This window comes from Phocaeicola sp. RTP21198st1_B8_RTP21198_201120 (genome assembly GCF_040929485.1).
GTDB classification, from domain to species: domain Bacteria; phylum Bacteroidota; class Bacteroidia; order Bacteroidales; family Bacteroidaceae; genus Phocaeicola; species Phocaeicola dorei.
Window position 1 is genome coordinate 1 of record NZ_JBCOCI010000031.1, and the last position, 20,645, is coordinate 20,645.

Sequence of the window (20,645 nt, forward strand, 5' to 3'; positions counted from 1 at the left end):
ATCCCCTCCTCTTTGCATCGGCGGGCAAAATCAGCATTCTCGGACAAAAAACCATAACCGGGATGAATGGCATCGGCATGATGTTGCCTTGCAGCTTTAATGATATTATCTATATTCAGATAACTTTCTTTGGAAGCGGCAGGCCCTATCAGGCAGGCTTCGTCTGCATACATCACATGACGCGCCGTACGGTCGGCTTCCGAAAAAACAGCCACAGTGCGGATACCCATCTCTTTACAAGAGCGCATAACGCGCACGGCTATCTCGCCACGGTTGGCAATTAGAACCTTTTGTATCATAATCTTTCTCTTTTTACCCGAAATGTCACACAAAATTACAGATGCATTCATTATACATGAACACACCTTACATGGGTGGCATCTCTCATTAGTATTGATTATTTAACGAAAACTCCCTATTTTTTAGAAGCGGGAGCCATAATTGCCTGCAAAGATACTTGTTTTTTGCACAAAAACTACAAATGTGTGTCTAAATAATGTTTTAATACGTTGGCATGATTTCGTTCTTGTTCTTTTGAAGCGTAAAGTAATGTTACCTTCGAATAAGCTTTTATCTTATCAATGAACGCTTTAGCGGCATCCGATTCTTTCAATTCTTTTTGATACATATCCGCAAAAGCCCCCCATCTTTTTTCTACATCCGCATGAAACCATTTCCTTAAATCATTGGATGGAGTGACCTCTTTTGCCCAATAATCGTATTTCAAATATTCCCTCTTCATGCCACGGGGCCACAGACGATCTACCAAAACACGATAGCCGTCTTGTTCAGAAGGTTCATCATAAACCCTCTTAATGTTTACTTGAGTCATAGTTGGTTATTTTAATTTAGGTACAAGCTTATAACTCCATACAGTCCTAAAAAGTTCATTCCGGACAGCGGATTCAGGACAACAGCAACTCATAATCCACTACATCCAACCATCGTCCAAATTTCAATCCTACCTTCTTAAAATGGGAAACTTTTTTAAATCCCAGCCTCAAATGCAAAGCATCACTGGCAGCATTGCCCTCTGTGACACAGGCTATCAGTGCACGGTACCCATCCCTACGACATTCTTCAATCAATCTTTCCATTAATTCCCTGCCTATGCCCTTCCCCTCGTATCCAGGAGCTAAATAGACCGTTGTTTCCAACGTATACCTGTAAGCAGTCCTCTCCTTCCACAGATGGGCATAACAATAACCCACTACTTTCCCTTCTTCCTCATACACAAAATAGGGAAAGCGGACGGCAATTCCGGCAATACGGCTACGCATATCTTCCTCTCTCAAAGGTTCCGTTTCAAATGTAGCCACACTGTGCTCGACATATTCATTGTATATTGTCGTGATGGCTTTGGCATCCTGAAGTTCCACTCGTCTAATCATAATATCATATCTATTATTAAAACGTAAGCAAGATATAAAAAAATAATCAGTTATCTAGAGAATAATCACTATATTTACAGCCGATTCTAATTTCAGCTATAAAAATGACAGAAATAGTAGAACTAAAAGACTTTATCCCAGCCTACACCAATGCAGTACAAAAACTGCTGGAGCAGCTCACAAACCGCCCGGTAAAACTGACCGAGACAACCCTCAAAGAGATCATATCCCAAGAGAACACCCATCTGTTTTTCTTACTGGCAGATCAGAAAATTGCGGGAATGCTGACTGTAGGTATCTATCACAGCCCCACAGGCGGCAAAGCGTGGATTGAAGATGTCGTAATGGATGAAAAATACCGGGGACAAGGATTCAGCAAACAGCTGGTCACCCACGCTGTCCGGTTTGTGAAGGAACAAGGCATACCTCTTATTATGCTTACTTCAAACCCCACACGGATAACAGCCAACAAGCTATATCAAAAATTAGGCTTCGAACAAAAGCAGACCAATGTGTACAGAATGAATTTAGAATAACCCATTCCTATTTCAATATGATAACAATCAGACATTCATTACCCAAAGATTTAGATGCAATTATAGAAATATTCCATTATGCCCGTCAGTTCATGAAAGAACATGGCAACCCCAATCAATGGATAAACGGTTATCCTTCCGCTGAATTGATTCTGCGAGAAATAACCAACTGCACCAACTATGTTTGCGAAAATGAAAACGGAGAAATAATAGGCACATTCTGTTTTATTCCCGGAGAGGACCCTACGTATGCCCGCATTGATGACGGCAACTGGCTGAACAACGAACCATATTACGTCATTCACCGCATGGCTACCAACGGCAAACAGAAGGGAATAGCTGACGCCTGCTTCAAATGGTGTTTCGAGCATTGCAACAATATCCGGGTAGATACCCACCACGACAACCTTGTGATGCAGAATATCCTGAAAAAGTACGGTTTCCGGCGTTGTGGCATCATTTATACCCACAACGGCACATCCCGCATCGCCTACCAGCGGACATTGACCGAAAAAGAGTTATCTTTGCCGACCGAATAAACAAGAAAAAGAAATATGAAGATTCTCTGGATAGACCTGAACAGTTCATATGCCCATTCCTCATTGGCACTGCCAGCCCTACATGCACAAATCATGACAGACCCTTCTATAGAATGGGAAATCGTATCTGCCACCATCAACGAAAATGCAGGAATGATTGTCGACGAGATCTACCACCATCAACCCGACATCCTTGCCGCAACCACCTGGCTTTTCAACCATGAGCAACTGATACATGTCGCTTCCAGAGTAAAAGCATTGCTCCCCAAAACCTGCCTGGTGCTGGGCGGTCCGGAATTTCTGGGAGACAATGAAGAATTCCTCCGCAAAAATCCATTTGTGGATTGCGTTTTCAGAGGAGAAGGAGAAGAAGTCTTTCCACAATGGTTAACCTGCTGGAACCATCCGGAACAATGGCACACCGTGCCCGGACTCTGTTACCTCACTCCTTACAAAGAATATAAAGACAACGGCATAGCCCGCGTACTGAATTTCGCCGGACTCGTCCCTCCTGAACAAAGCCGTTTTTTTAACTGGAGTAAACCCTTTGTCCAACTGGAAACAACACGCGGATGTTTCAACACCTGCGCCTTCTGTGTCAGCGGCGGTGAAAAACCGGTACGCACCCTTTCCATCGAAAGCATCCGCAGAAGGCTACAACTCATCCATGCACATGGCATCAAAAATGTACGTGTATTAGACCGTACTTTTAATTACAACCCTCGAAGAGCCAAAGAACTACTCCGACTCTTTCTGGAATTCCATCCCGATATCCGCTTCCATCTGGAAATACATCCCGCCCTGTTGTCAGAAGAGTTAAAAGAAGAACTCAGCCTGCTGCCCAAAGGACTGCTTCATCTGGAAGCCGGCATCCAAAGCCTGCGCGAACCTGTACTTGAGAAAAGCCGCCGGATGGGCAAACTATCCGATGCACTGGATGGTCTGAGATTCCTGTGCGCTTTACCCAACATGGAAACCCATGCCGACCTTATTGCCGGACTGCCTCTTTATCATCTTCATGAAATATTTGAAGATGTCCGTACCCTGGCCGAATATGCTGCAGGAGAAATCCAACTGGAGTCACTCAAACTGCTTCCCGGAACCGAAATGCGCCGGAGGGCGGAAGAATCAGGTATCAAATATTCCCCTCTGCCGCCATACGAAGTACTACAAACCCACGAGATCAATGTCAGTGAATTGCAGACAGCCCGCCAGCTTTCACGCTTGTTGGACGGATTCTACAACACACCGGCATGGCAGGCACTGACACGTGAACTCATTTTGAATGACGAACAATTCCTCCATCGTTTTCTTACATATTTAACAAAAGCCAATCTGATAGACCAGCCCATGAGTCTGGAAAAACGAGGCTTGATACTCTATGAGTTCTGCAAACAAAACTACCCCGAATATCAGATACAGGCTAGTATTGCCTGGATAGAGGCAGGCATGTCACTGAAAAAGCTTCCCGCCGAGAAAGTATGGACCAAACGACAAATTCCTCCTGCTACTTGGAATATCATTTATGGAGAATACAAAGAAAGCCTTCGTCTGTGTTTCCTTCCTGCCGATGAAAAGGGAGAACATGGCTACTGGTTTGGCTTTGAGTCGGAGATACAAAAAGCAAGTCCTGTATTCAAGGCAAGAACGTAAAACGTTACTACATCAGGAGAAGCTGTTGGTTTCAAAAAGTGATGCTCGATTTTGATTTAGTATCACTTTATAGAAGTGAAACCAAGCGGCTGAAAGAGTCCAACAAGAGTAATCCGGGTAAGAACCAAAGGAAAAGGTGATTTCGTCTTACGTAAAACATAAAATCCTTCCGTCACATCATTCCACTCATTATCAGCAATTTGCTGTGTAAAAAACATCCATAATATCCCTGAACTGGTATGCAGGTGATGGGGATGGGAACATTCGCCCATTATTTGTAAAAGAGCCGCAGATATCAGATTAGATCTGACAGGACATGCCGTGCTTTCATTTAATTAAATAGGATGTCATTGTGTTAACTTCCGATATATACTGTTGCTCCATCTATGTGAAGCAGTAGTTCCACTTTAGTGACAACGGCTCTTCACACAGATGAAAAGCCCTCTTCACCCAAGTAAAATATCGAATTCCACCATCCTCGCATACGGATTCTAACGGGACTATGCAGTAAGTGCAACGCAAAATCGCACATCAAATGCAAAAATCCCTGTCGCTTCATCTGCGGTGTAGATAGAAGAGATGCGTCTGCAAGGGTAAAAATTAAACGGGTCAGTTTGAAAACTTGGGGAATTAGTTAAAGTGGTTATCTTTGAGGCATGAAATAGAAATGCCCCCCCTTACTCCTATGGAGATGTTGAGCTTGTTCCTTCCTGCAGACATGCTTGATTATTTTGACCTAGTTAACCATGTTTCTCAAGAGACTTGCTTCATTCTTTTTCTTGAAGAAAAGCCTCCCATTCCTCAAGAGTATTCTCATTTGCACCTACATTCCAAAGGTTTCTTCCCGGATTTCCTATTCGCAGTAAAGCTGTATACCTACGCGTCAAGCGCCATCGTTAGGGAAACCCGGAAACAGGACAAACTTTTAGTCTCGATTGGAACTGTGAGTCTGTTTTGGATACTATTTTTTCTTCAGGTAACAGTCCTATTCCGTCTAGTATGGCTTAAATGTCCATGCTTGTTATTTTCTAAGTTAAAGGCCATTACCCACACATTTTTTTCTCTCTACACACGGATTTTCGCAGGACCTTCTTCTGTTCTTTCCACAAGTTCTTTTAAACATCCTGCTCCCGGTGGTGACCATAATATAAGGTTGACCACAATATATCTTTTGGCTTTCCTCACAGGACTTTACTTTGACAACCTTTGATACATCTTGCACATTCAATACCTATTCCATCCTATACCACAATCAAATCTTTTGAGATAATCTTTAAAGATATTTTCAGCAATAGTGGTATCCTTATCACCCGATGTCATCGTATATTTACCAAACAATCCTACTCCCCAATATGGTCCGGCATTCATGAATAGCGAAATCTTTTTTGATACAGGCATCATATACCCTATGTGAATAGGTATATTAAGATAATGAAGATTTGCACTCCACATGTTTCCCAATTTGTCTTTATCTCCGATATGGGCATAATACGGTGTTTCCCAATTTTTATTGGTCAGCATAACTCCCATATCAAGATAAAACCCTTTATCTTCTTTGAAGAAATATTCGCCTTTAAATTATAATCTACCTTGTTCCTCTCATTTGTGATAGAATTCAAGTTCATTCCGCCCGTTATTCCAAATCTGAAATCTTGCGCATTTAACGAGATAATGCCAGTTAACGCAATTAATAAAGATATATGCTTCTTCATACCACCATCCTATCAATGATATTAATTATTCAGACCACTATTCTTACTGTCATAGGATACCAATCCTAATAATAAAACTCCTATTGCAGCATAAGAAAATTTTGCTTTTCTATTCGTTCCATTTTTGTATTTTGATTTGATGCAATTAATACGAAGTAAATAGCTTCGGTTTGTATATAGCTTGTTTTTGGAGAATTCAAACTAATAATACTCTAATAATCAATATATCATGATATAAGTATTTGTAATAAGGTTCGAGTGGGTTGGAACACAAAATTTTGCATCGAAAAATAATAAGAATCACTGTTTGCGGAGACTTCTGAAAATATATTGCCAGTAGATTGGACGTTACGAACGGTAAACAAAGTGTAGTTGAAATACGGAAATTATATACTGTCCGTAACCTGGTGTATCCAAGTTGGACAAGTTATTTTCAGCCATCCTTTTAATAAATGGCATCACTTCTATCTTATTTTCAGATTCCACCCTATTGTGTGGATAGAGAGTTCTTTTCGGACATCTAGCTACAAAAGACTTGTAAAATGCCTCGAGTACTATGGTCTCTACTAATTTCTTGCAGCAAACTTTACATGACTCGTAAAAAACTGACCTTCATGTTTGTGTGACCTCCTTGGATAAAGATCTTGTCTTTTCATCTTATACTTATTTTATTTGCACCAACCGTTCTGAATAGCTATGAGGCTTTGGTCTGTTTGGTAACCTTGTCCACGATTAAATACCTTGTATGAAGTTTTTGTCCGTCAAGCCAAATGTTTGCTGCCAACTTCTTTCAGAAGCCATCTCACGATAGACACCCTTGCCATTGGTTATGCGATTCCTGCTATTAGGATTCACTCGGGACTTGCATCCGTCAGGCAATACCAACAAACGGAGAGTGCCGATAAACCGCCACTCCCCGTTTTCTTTTCACGACAGGAATTACACGCTATTTCTACTTTCCTTCCTCCTAGATTTTGGAAAGAAATTATTCATAAAAAAATCTGACTGACATTTGTTAGGATTTTTATATACATTTTGTTTCAAAGATAGTTCTAAAGACTTTTTTCTTTGATAAACGTTTCTTTTTCAACCACAGATAATAACCGCTCAAAGGCAAGATTCCTCCGATGAAAGCGGCCAGAAAATAAAGGACCTTTGTCGTCATTCCGCCCCATGACCCGGTGTGGAAAGCATAGAACCACCCTTTCATCTTCTGTGCTCTGGGAACATCGCTATAAGCCGTAACGGTCGTGATTTCTCCTGTTTGGGTATCAAACGCCGCCGTGTCACTGCTTCGCATGTTACCGGGCTTGCTTATCTGTGCTTTTCCGGCCGTCAGCGAAATGGAGGCATACGAAGGATAAAGGGCCTGCAGTTCGGAAACCACATTATCCCATATCCCATAATCGAACTCTGCCTTTTCTTTCTTTTCATCCTTATTTTGCTGTTGCGGAGCGGACATGGCGGGACGGGCTGTCGAGACACCGAACAGTCCATAGGCTGCCGTGCGGTACCATTGGAACGACCATGTAAGCCCTGTCAGAGCCATGACCAGCAAAAACAGGGTAACATATATGCCCAGCGAGACATGACTGTCGTACCAAAAACGCCACCAACCTTTCGTACACGATACAACAAGACGGTTTCTCAGCGCCTTACGGGTACGCGGTATCCATATCACAATACCGGAAACGAGGATAACAACCATTACAAAGGTAGTAATACCCACGATAACCTTGCCGGCAGATTTTGCCCCCTTATAGGCAGGCGGGTCCATCAGCCACCGATGCAGTTTACGCATGGTCTGGAAGAAAGGGTAACTCTTGGTCCAACCGTTCACCTCTCCAGTGTATGGATTCACGCTTAACGAACGCTTTCCCGCACCTTTGAATGTTGCCATGCAGGCGACGTCCCGTTCACCCGACAGTTGCAGGGAGAGCAATTCCAACGAATCCGGAACCTGCTGGCGGATAGAGGCGACCAGTTCGGACGGCGGCAGAGGAGTGTCCCCTTCCGTATATGCGACCTTATAAATTTTAGGATTGAGGCTTTCCGTTATGTCCCGCTCGAAAACAAGGGCCGCCCCCGTAAGGCAGATAACCGTGATTATCAACCCGACGGGGACAGACAGCCATAAATGTATTTTTCGGAATACTTTATTCATACAAAGGCCTATTTTTGTTTCAACAGACTTGCTCCCTTGATGACTTCAGCTTCCACTTTCGTGCCAGGCGTGGCCACGCCATTGCGGTTGATGGTGTACAGGACTGCACCCGACGTAGTCATCAATTCGAAAGTCACTGTACCCTTGTCCGTGTCAGAAGCATAAGCAAGCGCAATGTCATTGATGTCGCCGGCTTCAGGCATACCGGTCACAGGCGTGTAATTTTGCGTTTCTACGTCGAAGATGCCGAATGTCTTGTGTGTGCCTTCCGTGTACCCATCCATTCCGGGGTTGGTGAAGAGTTGCAGGCAGAACTTGTTGTCACCCAGATAGTAACATCTCCACAAATAGCGGTCGCCTGTCTTATCGTTTAGGTCTACGTAGTAATCACTGTCGATATCTACGGGCTTGCCACTCTGAATATTGCTACCGCTGATGCGCAGCACAGCAGAAGGCACTCTTAGGCTGTTCGTTTGGAAGTTCTTGCCGCCTTGGCAGAACAGGTAGATTTTATCACCAACGACTTCGATACCCGTTTCCGTGCGCGACCTAGAATTGCCTTTGATCTGTCCGGCTTCTTTTCCCGGATGGTCTTCGCTCTTGCGGACAATCATGCTTTGGTATTTCAAATATTCTTTATCCGCATCTGTCGGGTCGAACTTGTAAACACCCAAATAGAAGTTGTTGTCCAAGTCTGTACCATAGGAAGCCTTCGCACGGGTGCTTGCTGCTTTTGAGGTGTAGTTACCATCCTGCACCAGATGTTTGGTGGTATAGGCCAGCAGCACGTAGTCGCCGTACTGGGCTATGTCACCAACCCCCCATGCCTCATTGCCCATCTGGCTGGCCGGTTCTTTGCTGTGGTCCTGACAGTTTATTTTTCCATCTACGACCACACTGCTGAACTCAGTCACCTTGACGTATTTCACGCGTGTATAGTGATTGTTGTCCTCGGCTTGGTCAGACAGACCGAGCAAGTAGTCATTGAAAAAGCCGCGTGCTTTCACGTCGCCATCCAGCATTATACCATTGCCATGTTGAACTAGTTGCCCGTCAATGAGCTTCCAAGCATAGGAGTAGCCACCTGTACCTCCCTGTGAGGGATAGTTCATGCCAATCAGCAGTTCGTTGTTGTAGTTGACAAAATCTGGGTTGCTTGCATCGAAAGATATACGCCCGTTCGCTTCAGTCGGGTCAATCGTACCTTTGGTGGGGTCGCTGGCCAACTGCAAATAGTTGGCCGTTCCGTCCGATGTGGCACTCATCACTACATATTGCACGGGGGATTTGTCACCGTCACCGGGTCCATCAACTCCTTCATTGTCATTACAAGCTGCAAATGCACATGCGCATAGAGCCATGCTGAATAATTTAAATCTGTCTTTCATTTTTACTTTATCGTTTTTAATTGTTATATAATGGTCACTTCATAAAGCTATAGCCGAACTTGATAGCGAAGGCGCGTCCCGGCTTCTGCATCTTGAAATTGTCGTACAGGCGGGCATTGAAGATGTTGGTACACTCGGCCGATACGGTAAACTCCGATTTTTTTCCGAAGTTGTAGCTGACGAAGAGGTCGTGAGAGAATTGGGTAGGTATATCAAGTTCCGCATTCTGGTACACATTCCACTCGTAACTGAACTTCTGGACATAGTTCATCATATAATGTATGTCCAGCACTGTTCCCTTCACAAACACATCGCGCAGGGTAAGCCCGGCTTCTCCGTTACCATACATATAGGGGATAGCAGGTACGCGTTCTTTGTAGTTCTTGCTCTCCTGCTGTGTGCCCGTCACGTACCTGGTCAAGCTCCGCATGTCGATGTAGCTGAAGTTGCCGCCCACGAAGAAGGCATCCTTAAAAGTGTAGCGGATGCTCAAGTCCGTACCCAAATTGCGTACACGACCATCGTTCTGTGAACTGGCACGCCCACTGTCGTTGTTGGTCGTGCGGCGAATATAGTCCTTGATTTCTCTGTATTGAAAAGCTGCATCGATGGTCAGCCGGTGGTCGGTCAAATCCACAGCATTGGCTGTGACACTGATATTGACGTTATTGCTTGATTCCGGTTTCAGATTGGAGTTGCCTCGCTCAATGTCGTCGCCAGAACCGAACAACTCACGGCTGGTAGGCAGACGCAGGGCGTATTCATACGACAACCGCAGTTGTGTGTGCCGCCCCCAAAAGTAGGTACTGGCCCAACCTCCTCCCCAATAGGAAGTGGTGTTGCTGAAATCCTGATAATTGATTCCGCCTTCCGGATCGAGGTAGGCCTCCAGATGGTTCATATAGTGCTTCACAAAGGCAGATGTGTTCCACTTGCCCTTGTAGTCATACTTATAACTCAATCCGGTAACGATTTTCATACTCTGCGATGGATGCTCATAGGTGGGTTTGTAGGCCGTTTCGTCCTTGCCGGAGCGGGAGAAGGTGGTGAGCGTACTGCTCAGCGACACGGACTGCCCGTCTGCGGGAAAGAGTGCCATGCGGAAGTTGGCCGCCCCATTATGGTCCCGGTAACGGTACTTCATGTACGACAACTCGCCCGGTACGCCTTTCGGTTGACTCTGACCCAGCCAGTTGTAGTTACAACTGGCCGTATCGGCAGAATAGGACTTGCCGAAGTTGTAGTTACCGTTCAGCGACACGTGCAGCCCCTTCAACACTTTGAATCTCTTTTCGTAAGTCAGTTGCGGCATCAGCGTATTGGCCGTGGTGTAGCGTGCACCATACACCCAGTCCATAGTGGAGGCATTCTGGGTCTGTTTATACTCGTAACCTCCCATGAAGCCTAACAACAGACGATCGGCAAACGTTTTGTCCACTATCCCAATCTTCAGAATGGCTACCTCGTTGTGATACTTGGCATGAAAGCGGCGCACCGTGAGATTTTCTTTAACCTCCTGGTTACTGCCATCCTCGTTGAACTTCGTGTAACTGTCGATATTGACTTTATAATCGTTATCCGAGTAGTTCTGATAGGCATTCAGAGAAACATAAAAACCTTTCTTTGTGGTATGTTCCGCATAGACATTGGTTTTGTGGGTGTTAAACGAACCGAACGAATAGGAGGCGTTCACACGGGTACACCGGCTGTTGTCCGTAACGATATTGATAGCCCCGCCGAGTGCGTCACCGCCCAGTTCGATAGGTACGACACCTTTGTACACCTCCACACGTTTGGCGAGACCTACCGGAATATTGTTCAGCCCGAAAGCGGAACTCATACCGTCCATCGGTACACCGTCGATGAAGATTTTCACATGCCGACCGGAAAAGCCGTTCAAAGTGACGTTGGCTTCGGAACCCACGCCTCCCGTGGAACGGATTTTCACCCCGCTGATTTTGTCAATGACATTGGACAGGTCCATCGTCGTGCTTTTCAACTTGGCCGTTTCCACCAATGATACATTATAGGCCAACCGCTGCACTTTTTCCGCAGGACTCAATCCTTTCACCACGACCTCGTTCAAGGTCTGCGAGTCCTCCTGCATCTCGAATTTGAGGTAACTGTACTCCGTAGCGGGGGCATATACTTTTTGTATTGTCTTATATCCCAAGAAAGAAACTGTGATACGAATTTTGGGATACCTCCCTTTCAGATGAAACTCAAACTCTCCTTTTTCATTGGTGGAGCTTCCTCCTATATAAACATCATCCTCGAAAGAACGTATTTCCACGGCGGCATAACTTAACGCTTCGTTTGTGGTACTATCGGTTACTCTTCCCTTTATTACTTGGGCACTTACATTCACACAAGATAAAAATAATAATATGGCAAAAATTAATACCATTTTGACCTGATTCATTCTTTCATTTATTTATTAAAAACGACTGTAAAATTAATTTTCATCAAAAATATCTGCAATACCTTTTTTTAGGTATAAATTTTACATAATCGCTGCGATTCAGGCGGGAAATATACCTATTTTTAATGAGTCTTCTTTTAGCCGATAGACACAGACCGTGTATAGGCAGCATAATTTGTAACCTGAAAAATGCCTATATACGGACAATGAAGATAGCATAAAAAAGCAAACGGAGAGTACCGATAAACCGACACTCTCCGTCCGCTTTTTGAATGGGAAATTACATGCTATTCTTGTTTTCTCTCAATTCAGAAGAACAAATCAAGATAGGCAATGAAACGAAGGACTACAACCTTTCCAAACTCCCACAGACCACATCCGAAGGACAGGATATCAAGCGTTTGGAAGGTGACAAGCAATTAGTCATAGAACTGAATATCAATAAAAACGGTATCAGCGTCAGCGGTGTAACCATTCAGGGCTGGGAAACACAAGGCAACGGTGTCGGGCGACATCACCATCGGATAACAAAGTCCAAAGGACAAACCTGTCTCATCACGAGACGTAATACCTATCTGATAGAAAAAGGATTGCATGTAAACCCATTTTGCTGGTACCATAAAACCAACAATTATGAAAATAAAACATTTTATTTTAGATTTTTCTCGATTTAACTTAACCAATTGGGGAATAAACTTTTAGCGAATTATTTGAGAAATAGAGGTAACGATTTAGCAACTGTACGAATTTCAACATTTTGCATTGCTATGCTGTCAAATAACTCTTTCTGAATACAAATATAAAGCAATTATTTGAATACACAAAACAGACACGAGCAATAATTTTTGTTCGTGTCTGTTTAACAATATAAACGGGAAACTTAAAAGAAATTTCCGAATACAAAACCCGATATTGTTGCCATGATGATAACCAAAGCTACATAAACAATGGTTTTCTTTGTCCCCATAACACCTTGAATAACCAACATATTCGGTAGCGACAGCGACGGGCCGGCCAGCAGTAACGCAAGCGCAGGGCCTTTTCCCATGCCTGAAGCCAACAACCCTTGAATAATCGGCACTTCGGTCAGGGCGGCAAAATACATGAACACTCCCGTGAAACTTGCGAAGAAGTTGGATAGCAGCGAATTTCCACCGACAGCCCATTCAATCCACTCGTTAAAAATAACTCTGGCAATCGACGTGTTATCATGTGTCGAACCCAAAAGAAATCCGGCTGTCACTACGCCGACGGCCAACAAGGGTAATATCTGCTTGGCGAATCCCTATGATGATAATGCCCATTCTCTATTTTCCTCGTTTCGTTTATCAAACAGCAAGATGATGGAAAGTGAAGCCATACCCACAACCATCGGAACGAGCGGTACTAATTTGGCTTTAGCAATAAGGGCGTCTGCAAGGAAAACAGAAACAATCGTTATCACGACTCCGGCACATACCCATAATGGACGCAATTTCAATATTCGGACAAGCGACCAACAGAGCATCAGAGCAAGAACTCCCGTAATATACCATTTATAGGTGAAGATGAAAGTCCACAAACCTTTGTCTAAAGCAAAGGGCGCACCCCAATTTACAAAGACGAGAATCAGTACCAATGTAAAAAAGTGAAACGAGGTTTGCCACATCGGGCGTCTTTCCAGCAGTGGAACAATAATCATCTGTTCCTCTTGTTTGGCTTTCTCTTCCTTACGGAAAATAAATGCCATAGCAAGGCTATCACTACGGAGAATCCGATAGCTCCAACCGTTCGTGCAACACCCATCTCTACACCCAAAATACGGGCTGTCAAAATGATGGATAAAATACTGATGGCTGGGCCGGAATAGAGAAAGGCTATGGCAGGGCCTAACCCTGCGCCCCGTTTGTAAATACTCGTAAACAACGGCAGAATCGTGCAGGAACAGACTGCCAATATACTACCCGAAACAGCAGCTGCCGTATAGGATAACCACTTCTTGGCATTTGCTCCGAAATATTTGAGAACCGAACCCTGACTGACGAAAACGGCAATCACACCTGCGATGAAAAAGGTGGGAAGCAGACATAACATAACGTGTTCCTGCGCATACCATTTAGCAAGGTCGAGGGTTGCATCGACAGCCGTCATGAACCTCTCATTGCCGAGTGGCATGAAAAATACGGCTGCATAAACCACAATCATCCAAAAGAGGATTTTCAACTCTTTTTTAGTATCCATAACTGTACCTTAAATACCGAGTATTTGTTTTACCTCTTTTTCGGACGGGACGTGTCCCTTGACTTTAACGGCTCCATCCACCACAACGGCAGGTGTGGCCATAATGCCGGAATTGAGTATTTCCACAATATCCTCTACTTTCGTAAGTTTCACGTCTTCGAGATTGTTCTCGCTAATTACTTTCTCGATTGTCTGATAGGTTGTCTTGCATTTGGCGCAACCCGTTCCCAATACTTTGATTTCCATGTTTTTGTTTTTTATAAATACATAATCACACAATAATACAAACCGATAATCGCAAATATGCTCCCGACAATCCGGTTCAGCCATTTCTGTACAGTCTGCATTTTACCGTAAAAACTGCCGATATGTTGTACACTGAATGCCAATATCCAAGCGACAATCAAAACCGGCAACGCAGTAGCTATGGCAAAAGGACGGGCAGCAGATAGCCTGCAACAGTCGTTGCCGACATCGGAATCAATATGCCGAAATAGAAAACTCCGCTGGTGGGACAAAATGCCATAGCGAACAACACGCTGAGCAAAAACGCTCCCCATCCTCCTTTACGGGCTAAGCCCTCGCCATTTCCCTTAAAACCGAAAGAGGGTAATTTCAGTTTGCCTCCGAACAGTATGAATAAAACCTATCAATAACAAGGCAGGGCCGAGTACGAGTTCTCCGTATTTGCCGATAAACTTCTGAATACCGAAAAGACTTGAACCCTCTTTGAGTATTAGTATCAATACGATACCCAGCAATGTATAGATAATTACACGACCGAGCGTTATAGTAAGCCATTGAGGAATATCCGACGGCGGGTTTCAATGTCCTTACCTATAAATCCGATAGCAGCGATACTCGTAGCCAATGGGCAGGGCGAAATCGCCGTAAGCAATCCCAAAAGAAAAGCCATAAGTGCAGGAGCCGTGCTGCTGTCCAATAATGTCTGTAACCACTCCATAGAACTTTATTTCAATAAGGTACGGACTTTTTCAGCTACTCCGTTCTTGAAAGTGGCGGGAGCAGTTCTGGCGTTGGCAAAAGCATATTCGGTCAGATTTTCATACGTTTCTTTGCCGGCTTTCCATTTGCTGATGAAAAGCGAAGACCATGTAACCTCATATTTCTCGGCGATAGCTTCGTTCTTCGGTTCGGAAATGTCGATAGTTCTGAAAACGAGTGTTCCGTTTTTCAGTTCGTCAGCAAATTCTGCCTCTACCGCTTCTTTGGCGTTCTTTTCTATTGCCATGCAGGTAGCGCATCGCTATTTGCTATGAAAATACAACACCTCCACACGGTCTTTCTGTTTTTGTGGCTGGGTTTGCTCCACATCAGTAGAAGCACTCTTCTTTGTCCCATTGTTACTGCAAGCAGTCAATCCGCAGCTGATAATCAAGACTAAAATCAATCTGTTCATACGCTTTTGTTTTTATTGGTTGTTATTTGTGTTTGTTATTCGCAAAACAACGAACAATAATCCTAAAAAAATTGTCCCTATTCGCAACAACTCTCCTTTTTGCATACACATTGTCCGAAGAATTTAGAAAAAAGCATCGAAGCTATTTTCCAATTCTCTCGATTGATACAATATTTCACTTTCGGCGTTTCTATCTCTCCTTGTATCAAACCTGCTTCTTTCAACTCTTTCAGATGTTGTGAAACCGTCGCTTTCGCGATGGGGAGTTCTTCGTGAATATCTCCGAAAAAACAGCAATCCTGCTTGGCTAAGAATTCAAGAATAGCCATTCTTGCCGGATGCCCCATCGCTTTGGCAAAGCGGGCTATCTGCTCTTGTTCCAATGTATATTTCTTGGATTCCATAGTCTTCTTATTTTTATGTTCGCAAATATACGAACAACTTTATTCTTTCTAAATAAAACCGATGAAAAATATTATTCTTTCTTTCAGCGGTTTTATGAAAAAAGTTCCCAATACGATTGAGAACACTGGATTGAGGACTAAGAATAATATCATACAATGTCATACCGTTATATTCTAATGCGAGGAGAGTGCCGCAAAAGGTAAAACTAACATTCCTATCACGATAACACATAAACAAATAAACGTATTCCTTATCATGATGTCCCATACAGATATGGTTTACGTCCTCACATTGGCTTTATTGCTTTGAATTGTACATGAGGTACACCGTCAATCGTCATAGGCTTATCTTCGTGGAATCCTACTTTCTCTAAAACACGCCTTGATTTCAAATTGTCGGCTTCAATGAGGGCATAGACACACGGAATCTTCAGTTTATTGAAAGCATAATCCATCAAAGCGGCAGAAGCTTCTGTGGCATATCCTTTGCCCCAATATTTCTGTGTAAACCTATAGCCCAAATCATAATAGTAAGGAAGAGCCTCCATCGGAAGAATCATAGTTATCCATCGTGTAGAGGTACTTGAACCCATAGGGCGGATTGACTTTTTGGGCTTCTCCGTTGCGCACGATGTCGAAACTCATTGGTATAAGGCCACAAAGTGGTCTTTCGGTGGCTGGGCACGCTGTGGTTGGAGGTTATCTTCACCTTCACCGGGAGGAGTTTTTCGGGATAGCCTTCCGGGATGCTGTACTGCACCTCGTATATTTTTCCTTTCTGTATGTAATTTATAACTTTATCAGCAGGAAAATGGAAAATGCGAATACCGCACTTTTCCGGGGATGTCTATCTTTGCCGGCTCAAAAAGACAGACATCATTATGATAACAACGAGCCGATTTTTTAAAGAGAAACAGTATATGTGGTACAAGGTTAGAGAGCTTCAGTCGAAAGGATTAAACAAGACACAGATCGGGAAGCACCTGGGAGTGGACAGAAGCACCGTGCGGAAATATCTGCAGATGTCCCGGGAAGATTTTGTAAGGAGGCGGAATTCGCATCGCAAATACACGCTGAAACTGGCAGGATACGAGGAGTATGTGCGGGGGACTCTGGAGGAATATCCGTACATATCGGCCGCACGGATGCATGACTGGCTTAGAGAATGCTATCCGGATTTCCCGAAAGTGTGCGACAAGACCGTATTCAATTTTGTAGAAAAGGTGCGCTGCAAATATGGCATCGGAAAGAAGTCGGAGGCCAGGATACGCAGGGACTATGAGAAACTGCCGGATACCCCCTATGGGAAGTATGCGCAGGCAGATCTCGGGGAGAAATGGATGTCCGCGGAAAACGGCAGAAGCACGAAAGTCTATTTTTTTGCGATCGTCCTGGCACGTTCACGCTACAAGTTCACCTGTTTCAGCCGTCGCCCTTTCGACACGGAGCGCGCCATCTATGCACACGAGCGCGCTTTTGAGTATTTCGGAGGGAAACCGGAAAAGATCCTTTATGACCAGGACAGGGTGCTGATTTCCCGGGAGAACCTGGGAGACCTGATGCTGACAAGGAAGTTCCAGACGTTTGTCAGGGAGCAGCATTTCCAGCCGGTGTTCTGCCATAAGGCCGACCCCGAGTCAAAAGGCAAGGTCGAGAACGTAGTGAAATATGTGAAGGAGAACTTTCTGGTGGCACGTGTGTTCCGTGATATCGACAGTCTGAACAGGGAGGCCCTCGAATGGCTCGAAAGGACGGGGAACGGGAAGGTGCACGGGACCGCCCGTCTTGTCCCACGGGAAGAGTTTGCCGTGGAGAAAAGTTTTCTCATACCCTATCATGGGACGCCACAGCCACCGCAGGAGGAGATGAGGGAATACCATGTCCGCAAGGACAATACAGTGCAGTACAGGGGGAATCATTACAGCCTGCCATGCGGAACTTACCGGAGCGGGCAGACAACTGTCTGGCTGCAGGAGACGGAAGGGAATGTGGAGCTGTACAACAAGGATACGGGGAAGCTCATCTGCCGGCATGTGCTCTGTACCCGGAAGGGAAGGACCGTTTATGACGACTCCCACAGGAAACCGAGAAACGCCGGAGTGAAAATAGCCGAACGCATCCTTTTTCATGTGTCCGACAACAGGGAGGTAGCCATGTGGATGGATAATCTGAAAAGGAGGAAAAAACGTTACTACAGGGATAATCCGGAGGTGATCCTGCGCATAATTCCCGGATATGACAAGAACACGCTGATAGAGGCCATACGCATATGCCTTGACAAAGGCATCTATAACGGGGACTCGGTTAAAAGCCTGTGTGAATATGTGTGCAGGGGGAAGGACAATGGAACGGAAACATACGGACTGGAGGATTGCCTGCCCCGACAAGGCGGCTTGATACAGTCTTATAACGAAATACTTAGGGAATATGACAAGACATAAGAAGGAACTCATGGAATGTGCACGTATGCTCAAGCTGGGCAATCTGGCCGAACATCTGGAGGAACTGCTGCATCAGGCCCAGGAAAAGCAGCTGACCTATCCGGAGTTTCTGCTCGCCTGTCTCAGGGAGGAGATCCGGAACAGGAAAGACCTATATCGCCGCCAGGCTTGTCCATGAGGCGGTGAAAAACGGATACAGGGCGTATATGGTTACGCTGGAAGATCTTCTGACCTGCCTGAAGACAAGGGATGTTTCCCGGCATGCGATGAAAACTTACAAACGGATCACGAAGGCACAGCTGCTGGCCATTGACAATGCCACACTCTTTCCCTTGAAAAGAGAAAATGTCATGTTGCTGTTCAAACTGGTGAATGAGTTTCAGGAAAAGACATCGCTTATCGTTACAGCCAACTACTCCCTTACAGAATGACTGGTAACACCGGGAGAGGAAGCTGTCGCAGCGGCATTGCTTGACAGACTGCTCTACTGTTGTGAGATTATACAGCTGTCGGGAAACAGTTATCGGATGGAAAATAGGAAAACAATTTTTAGCAATCGGAATGAAGATACGGACACTTTAAAAGAGTTAACAACTGTAAAGTAATATCTTGCTAAAAGTAGAATATGTCAAATTACATAAAAATGAGGTATGTAAATCTGCAAGGTACAATTAGCAAAATTGCAGATAGAGAATGAAAAAATAGCATTAACTAAAAAACAAGAATTATGAATGCAAATGTAATAATATATTAATGCAAATGTAATAATATATTATAGAGTAAGTTCAAATGAACAAACATTAGGAGCCAGCTTAGACGTACAAGAAGAACGTCTACGGAAGTATTGTAACCAAATGGGATATAATATCATTGACAATATCCCATACAGAGAGGATGAGAGTGCTAAAACATTTGAAAAGCGTCCTGTCATACAAGGAATAATGAATTATATACGTAAAAACAAAAGTAGAGTAAACAAATTACTATTCTTGCAGTGGGATAGATATTCACGAGACATTATCAGTGCCAGTGAGAACCTAAAAGAATTACTTAAATCGGGAGTTGAACCAAATGCAATTGAAGCACCTTTAGACTTCAATTCAGACACCTGGCCCCTATTATTGGAATACAGGCACAATGCGACAACATCAAAAGGTCAAAAGACACAATGGACGGTATTCATGGAACATTGGCAAAAGGAAAATGTGCTAATAAAACACCAAGAAGGATATAAGAATGTACGTATTAGCAAACATGAAACCCATGTAGAAATAGATACCAATACAGCACCATTTATACAAGCCATGTTTAAAGAAGTGGCTAAAGATATTGAAACACCTTGCTATATCCGTAGGAAATTTGCAAGAAAAGGATATAATATACCTGAAAGTTCATTTCTTGAAATGTTGCGTAATAAATTCTACATTGGCAAAATACGTGTGCCAGCATACAAAGGAGAACCCGAATATTATGTAAACGGTGAACATGAAGCAATTATAGACGAAGAAACATTCTATAAAGTTCAAGAGACTTTGGACGGTAAAAGAAAGAAAACACCCAAACTATCCAAAGCTATAAACCCCGATTTGTATTTGCGGAAGTTTTTAATCTGTCCCGTATGTGGTTGTGCCCTAACTGGTGCGACAAGTTCGGGCAATGGCGGCAAATACACCTACTACTTTTGTTGTAACAATCAAAAACATATAAGAATGAGAGCAGAGAACGTAAACGAAGAGTTCGCTCGATACACAGCCCAATTAAAGCCCAATAAAACGGTATTGGACTTGTATAACGAAATTCTAAAGGATTTGCAAAGTGAACGCAAAGGAGAAAGTAAAAAAGAAGTAGCAGCACTGCAAAATGAACTTTCTACCGTCCAAAAACGCATCAACAGCATTGAAGATAAATATCTGGACGGAGATTTAACCAAAGAAGAATATAACAGAATGTTGGAGAGATATACAAAAGAAGCCTCAGCCATGCAACAACAGATTGAAATGCGTGAGAACCCTAACCGTAGTAATATCGAACCAAAACTAAACTACTCTATCAATCTGATAAACAATATAGATAGCTATATAAGAGATGCGTCTGTAGGGGTGAAAATTAAGCTGATAAGTTCGATGTTTCCTGAAAAAATCGAATTTGACGGAAAAACATATCGAACCAATTCTTATAACAAAGTGCTTGATTTAATCTATCAGCAAACCAACGAGTTACGAGGAGTAGAAAAGAAAAACGGAGAGAGTTTTTCAACTTTCTCCGCTTCAGTACCCAGACCCGGGGTCGAACCGGGATGGAAGTGAATCCACTGGTGTTTGAGACCAGCGCGTCTACCGATTCCGCCATCTGGGC

Annotated in this window: 19 protein-coding genes, 1 tRNA gene and 3 pseudogenes; 7 read left to right on the forward strand and 16 right to left on the reverse strand. The window is 43.8% G+C overall.

Annotation, left to right across the window (positions count from 1 at the left end; all coding sequences use genetic code 11):
* The 3 genes from AB5935_RS12645 to AB5935_RS12655 all read right to left on the reverse strand — a co-directional run.
* Positions 1–299 (reverse strand): biotin carboxylase N-terminal domain-containing protein (locus AB5935_RS12645; RefSeq protein ID WP_271688125.1); only part of this gene is annotated, 299 nt, incomplete at its 3' end.
* A gap of 176 nt (positions 300–475) precedes the next feature.
* Entirely contained in the window at positions 476–832 is a 357-nt protein-coding gene (locus AB5935_RS12650) for a DUF488 domain-containing protein (RefSeq protein ID WP_007834889.1), read from the reverse strand.
* Positions 833–905: 73 nt separating this feature from the next.
* Complete coding sequence (locus AB5935_RS12655; RefSeq protein ID WP_007834888.1) at positions 906–1,391, reverse strand: GNAT family N-acetyltransferase; 486 nt, start codon at positions 1,389–1,391, stop codon at positions 906–908.
* Positions 1,392–1,495: 104 nt separating this feature from the next.
* Between AB5935_RS12655 and AB5935_RS12660 the strand changes: the two genes are divergently transcribed.
* The 3 genes from AB5935_RS12660 to AB5935_RS12670 are packed head-to-tail and all read left to right on the forward strand — an operon-like array spanning position 1,496 to position 4,119.
* Positions 1,496–1,927 (forward strand): GNAT family N-acetyltransferase, encoded by a 432-nt coding sequence (locus AB5935_RS12660; RefSeq protein ID WP_008655628.1) that lies wholly within the window; start codon positions 1,496–1,498, stop codon positions 1,925–1,927.
* 17 nt (positions 1,928–1,944) lie between these two features.
* Complete coding sequence (locus AB5935_RS12665) at positions 1,945–2,466, forward strand: GNAT family N-acetyltransferase (protein ID WP_038608611.1); 522 nt, start codon at positions 1,945–1,947, stop codon at positions 2,464–2,466.
* Between the two features lie 15 nt (positions 2,467–2,481).
* Positions 2,482–4,119, forward strand: a complete 1,638-nt coding sequence (locus tag AB5935_RS12670) for a B12-binding domain-containing radical SAM protein (RefSeq protein WP_007842101.1) — start codon at positions 2,482–2,484, stop codon at positions 4,117–4,119.
* 1,224 nt (positions 4,120–5,343) lie between these two features.
* Here the strand turns inward: AB5935_RS12670 and AB5935_RS12675 are convergent.
* The 4 genes from AB5935_RS12675 to AB5935_RS12690 all read right to left on the reverse strand — a co-directional run bounded on the left by AB5935_RS12675 (position 5,344) and on the right by AB5935_RS12690 (position 11,805).
* Positions 5,344–5,649 carry an outer membrane beta-barrel protein gene (locus AB5935_RS12675; protein WP_007842099.1) on the reverse strand — a complete coding sequence of 102 codons (306 nt, stop codon included), beginning with the start codon at positions 5,647–5,649 and terminating at the stop codon, positions 5,344–5,346.
* Positions 5,650–6,855: 1,206 nt separating this feature from the next.
* Positions 6,856–7,995, reverse strand: a complete 1,140-nt coding sequence (locus AB5935_RS12680; protein ID WP_007834868.1) for a PepSY-associated TM helix domain-containing protein — start codon at positions 7,993–7,995, stop codon at positions 6,856–6,858.
* Positions 7,996–8,003: 8 nt separating this feature from the next.
* Positions 8,004–9,383 (reverse strand): DUF4374 domain-containing protein, encoded by a 1,380-nt coding sequence (locus tag AB5935_RS12685; protein ID WP_007834866.1) that lies wholly within the window; start codon positions 9,381–9,383, stop codon positions 8,004–8,006.
* 34 nt (positions 9,384–9,417) lie between these two features.
* Positions 9,418–11,805, reverse strand: coding sequence for a TonB-dependent receptor (locus tag AB5935_RS12690; RefSeq protein WP_007834865.1), 2,388 nt, complete (start codon positions 11,803–11,805; stop codon positions 9,418–9,420).
* Between the two features lie 284 nt (positions 11,806–12,089).
* Between AB5935_RS12690 and AB5935_RS12695 the strand changes: the two genes are divergently transcribed.
* Positions 12,090–12,479 (forward strand): hypothetical protein, encoded by a 390-nt coding sequence (locus tag AB5935_RS12695; protein WP_178287206.1) that lies wholly within the window; start codon positions 12,090–12,092, stop codon positions 12,477–12,479.
* 206 nt (positions 12,480–12,685) lie between these two features.
* Here the strand turns inward: AB5935_RS12695 and AB5935_RS12700 are convergent, their stop codons facing one another.
* The 8 genes and pseudogenes from AB5935_RS12700 to AB5935_RS12735 form a co-directional block, all read right to left on the reverse strand.
* Positions 12,686–13,066, reverse strand: a complete 381-nt coding sequence (locus AB5935_RS12700; RefSeq protein ID WP_227235913.1) for a permease — start codon at positions 13,064–13,066, stop codon at positions 12,686–12,688.
* A 24-nt stretch (positions 13,067–13,090) separates the two neighbouring features.
* Positions 13,091–13,534 carry a hypothetical protein gene (locus AB5935_RS12705; protein WP_227235914.1) on the reverse strand — a complete coding sequence of 148 codons (444 nt, stop codon included), beginning with the start codon at positions 13,532–13,534 and terminating at the stop codon, positions 13,091–13,093.
* Complete coding sequence (locus tag AB5935_RS12710; RefSeq protein ID WP_007855093.1) at positions 13,483–14,025, reverse strand: permease; 543 nt, start codon at positions 14,023–14,025, stop codon at positions 13,483–13,485. The genes AB5935_RS12705 and AB5935_RS12710 overlap by 52 nt, the downstream gene beginning before the upstream one ends.
* A gap of 9 nt (positions 14,026–14,034) precedes the next feature.
* The gene (locus AB5935_RS12715; protein ID WP_007834855.1) at positions 14,035–14,271 is read right to left on the reverse strand and encodes a thioredoxin family protein; all 237 of its coding nucleotides are present in this window, start codon (positions 14,269–14,271) and stop codon (positions 14,035–14,037) included.
* 11 nt (positions 14,272–14,282) lie between these two features.
* Positions 14,283–14,989 (reverse strand): annotated as a pseudogene (locus tag AB5935_RS12720) (aromatic aminobenezylarsenical efflux permease ArsG family transporter).
* A gap of 6 nt (positions 14,990–14,995) precedes the next feature.
* A pseudogene (locus AB5935_RS12725) lies at positions 14,996–15,445 on the reverse strand (nitrophenyl compound nitroreductase subunit ArsF family protein).
* A gap of 77 nt (positions 15,446–15,522) precedes the next feature.
* Positions 15,523–15,849, reverse strand: a complete 327-nt coding sequence (locus tag AB5935_RS12730) for an ArsR/SmtB family transcription factor (RefSeq protein ID WP_007834850.1) — start codon at positions 15,847–15,849, stop codon at positions 15,523–15,525.
* A gap of 287 nt (positions 15,850–16,136) precedes the next feature.
* A complete protein-coding gene (locus AB5935_RS12735) occupies positions 16,137–16,442 on the reverse strand; it encodes a GNAT family N-acetyltransferase (protein ID WP_008655608.1) in 306 nt (101 codons plus the stop codon).
* 288 nt (positions 16,443–16,730) lie between these two features.
* On the opposite strand from AB5935_RS12735, the gene istA reads away from it, so the two are divergent.
* From istA to AB5935_RS12750, 3 genes and pseudogenes are all read left to right on the forward strand, one after another.
* Positions 16,731–18,290 (forward strand): IS21 family transposase, encoded by a 1,560-nt coding sequence (gene istA / locus AB5935_RS12740; protein WP_051926245.1) that lies wholly within the window; start codon positions 16,731–16,733, stop codon positions 18,288–18,290.
* Positions 18,277–18,895 (forward strand): annotated as a pseudogene (locus tag AB5935_RS12745) (ATP-binding protein). Before istA ends, AB5935_RS12745 begins: the two are co-directional and overlap by 14 nt.
* Before the next feature lie 162 nt (positions 18,896–19,057).
* Entirely contained in the window at positions 19,058–20,596 is a 1,539-nt protein-coding gene (locus AB5935_RS12750; RefSeq protein WP_304250377.1) for a recombinase family protein, read from the forward strand.
* Here AB5935_RS12750 and AB5935_RS12755 read toward each other — a convergent pair.
* Positions 20,562–20,645: transfer RNA gene (locus AB5935_RS12755), tRNA-Leu, on the reverse strand. The two genes, AB5935_RS12750 and AB5935_RS12755, sit on opposite strands and share 35 nt — an antisense overlap.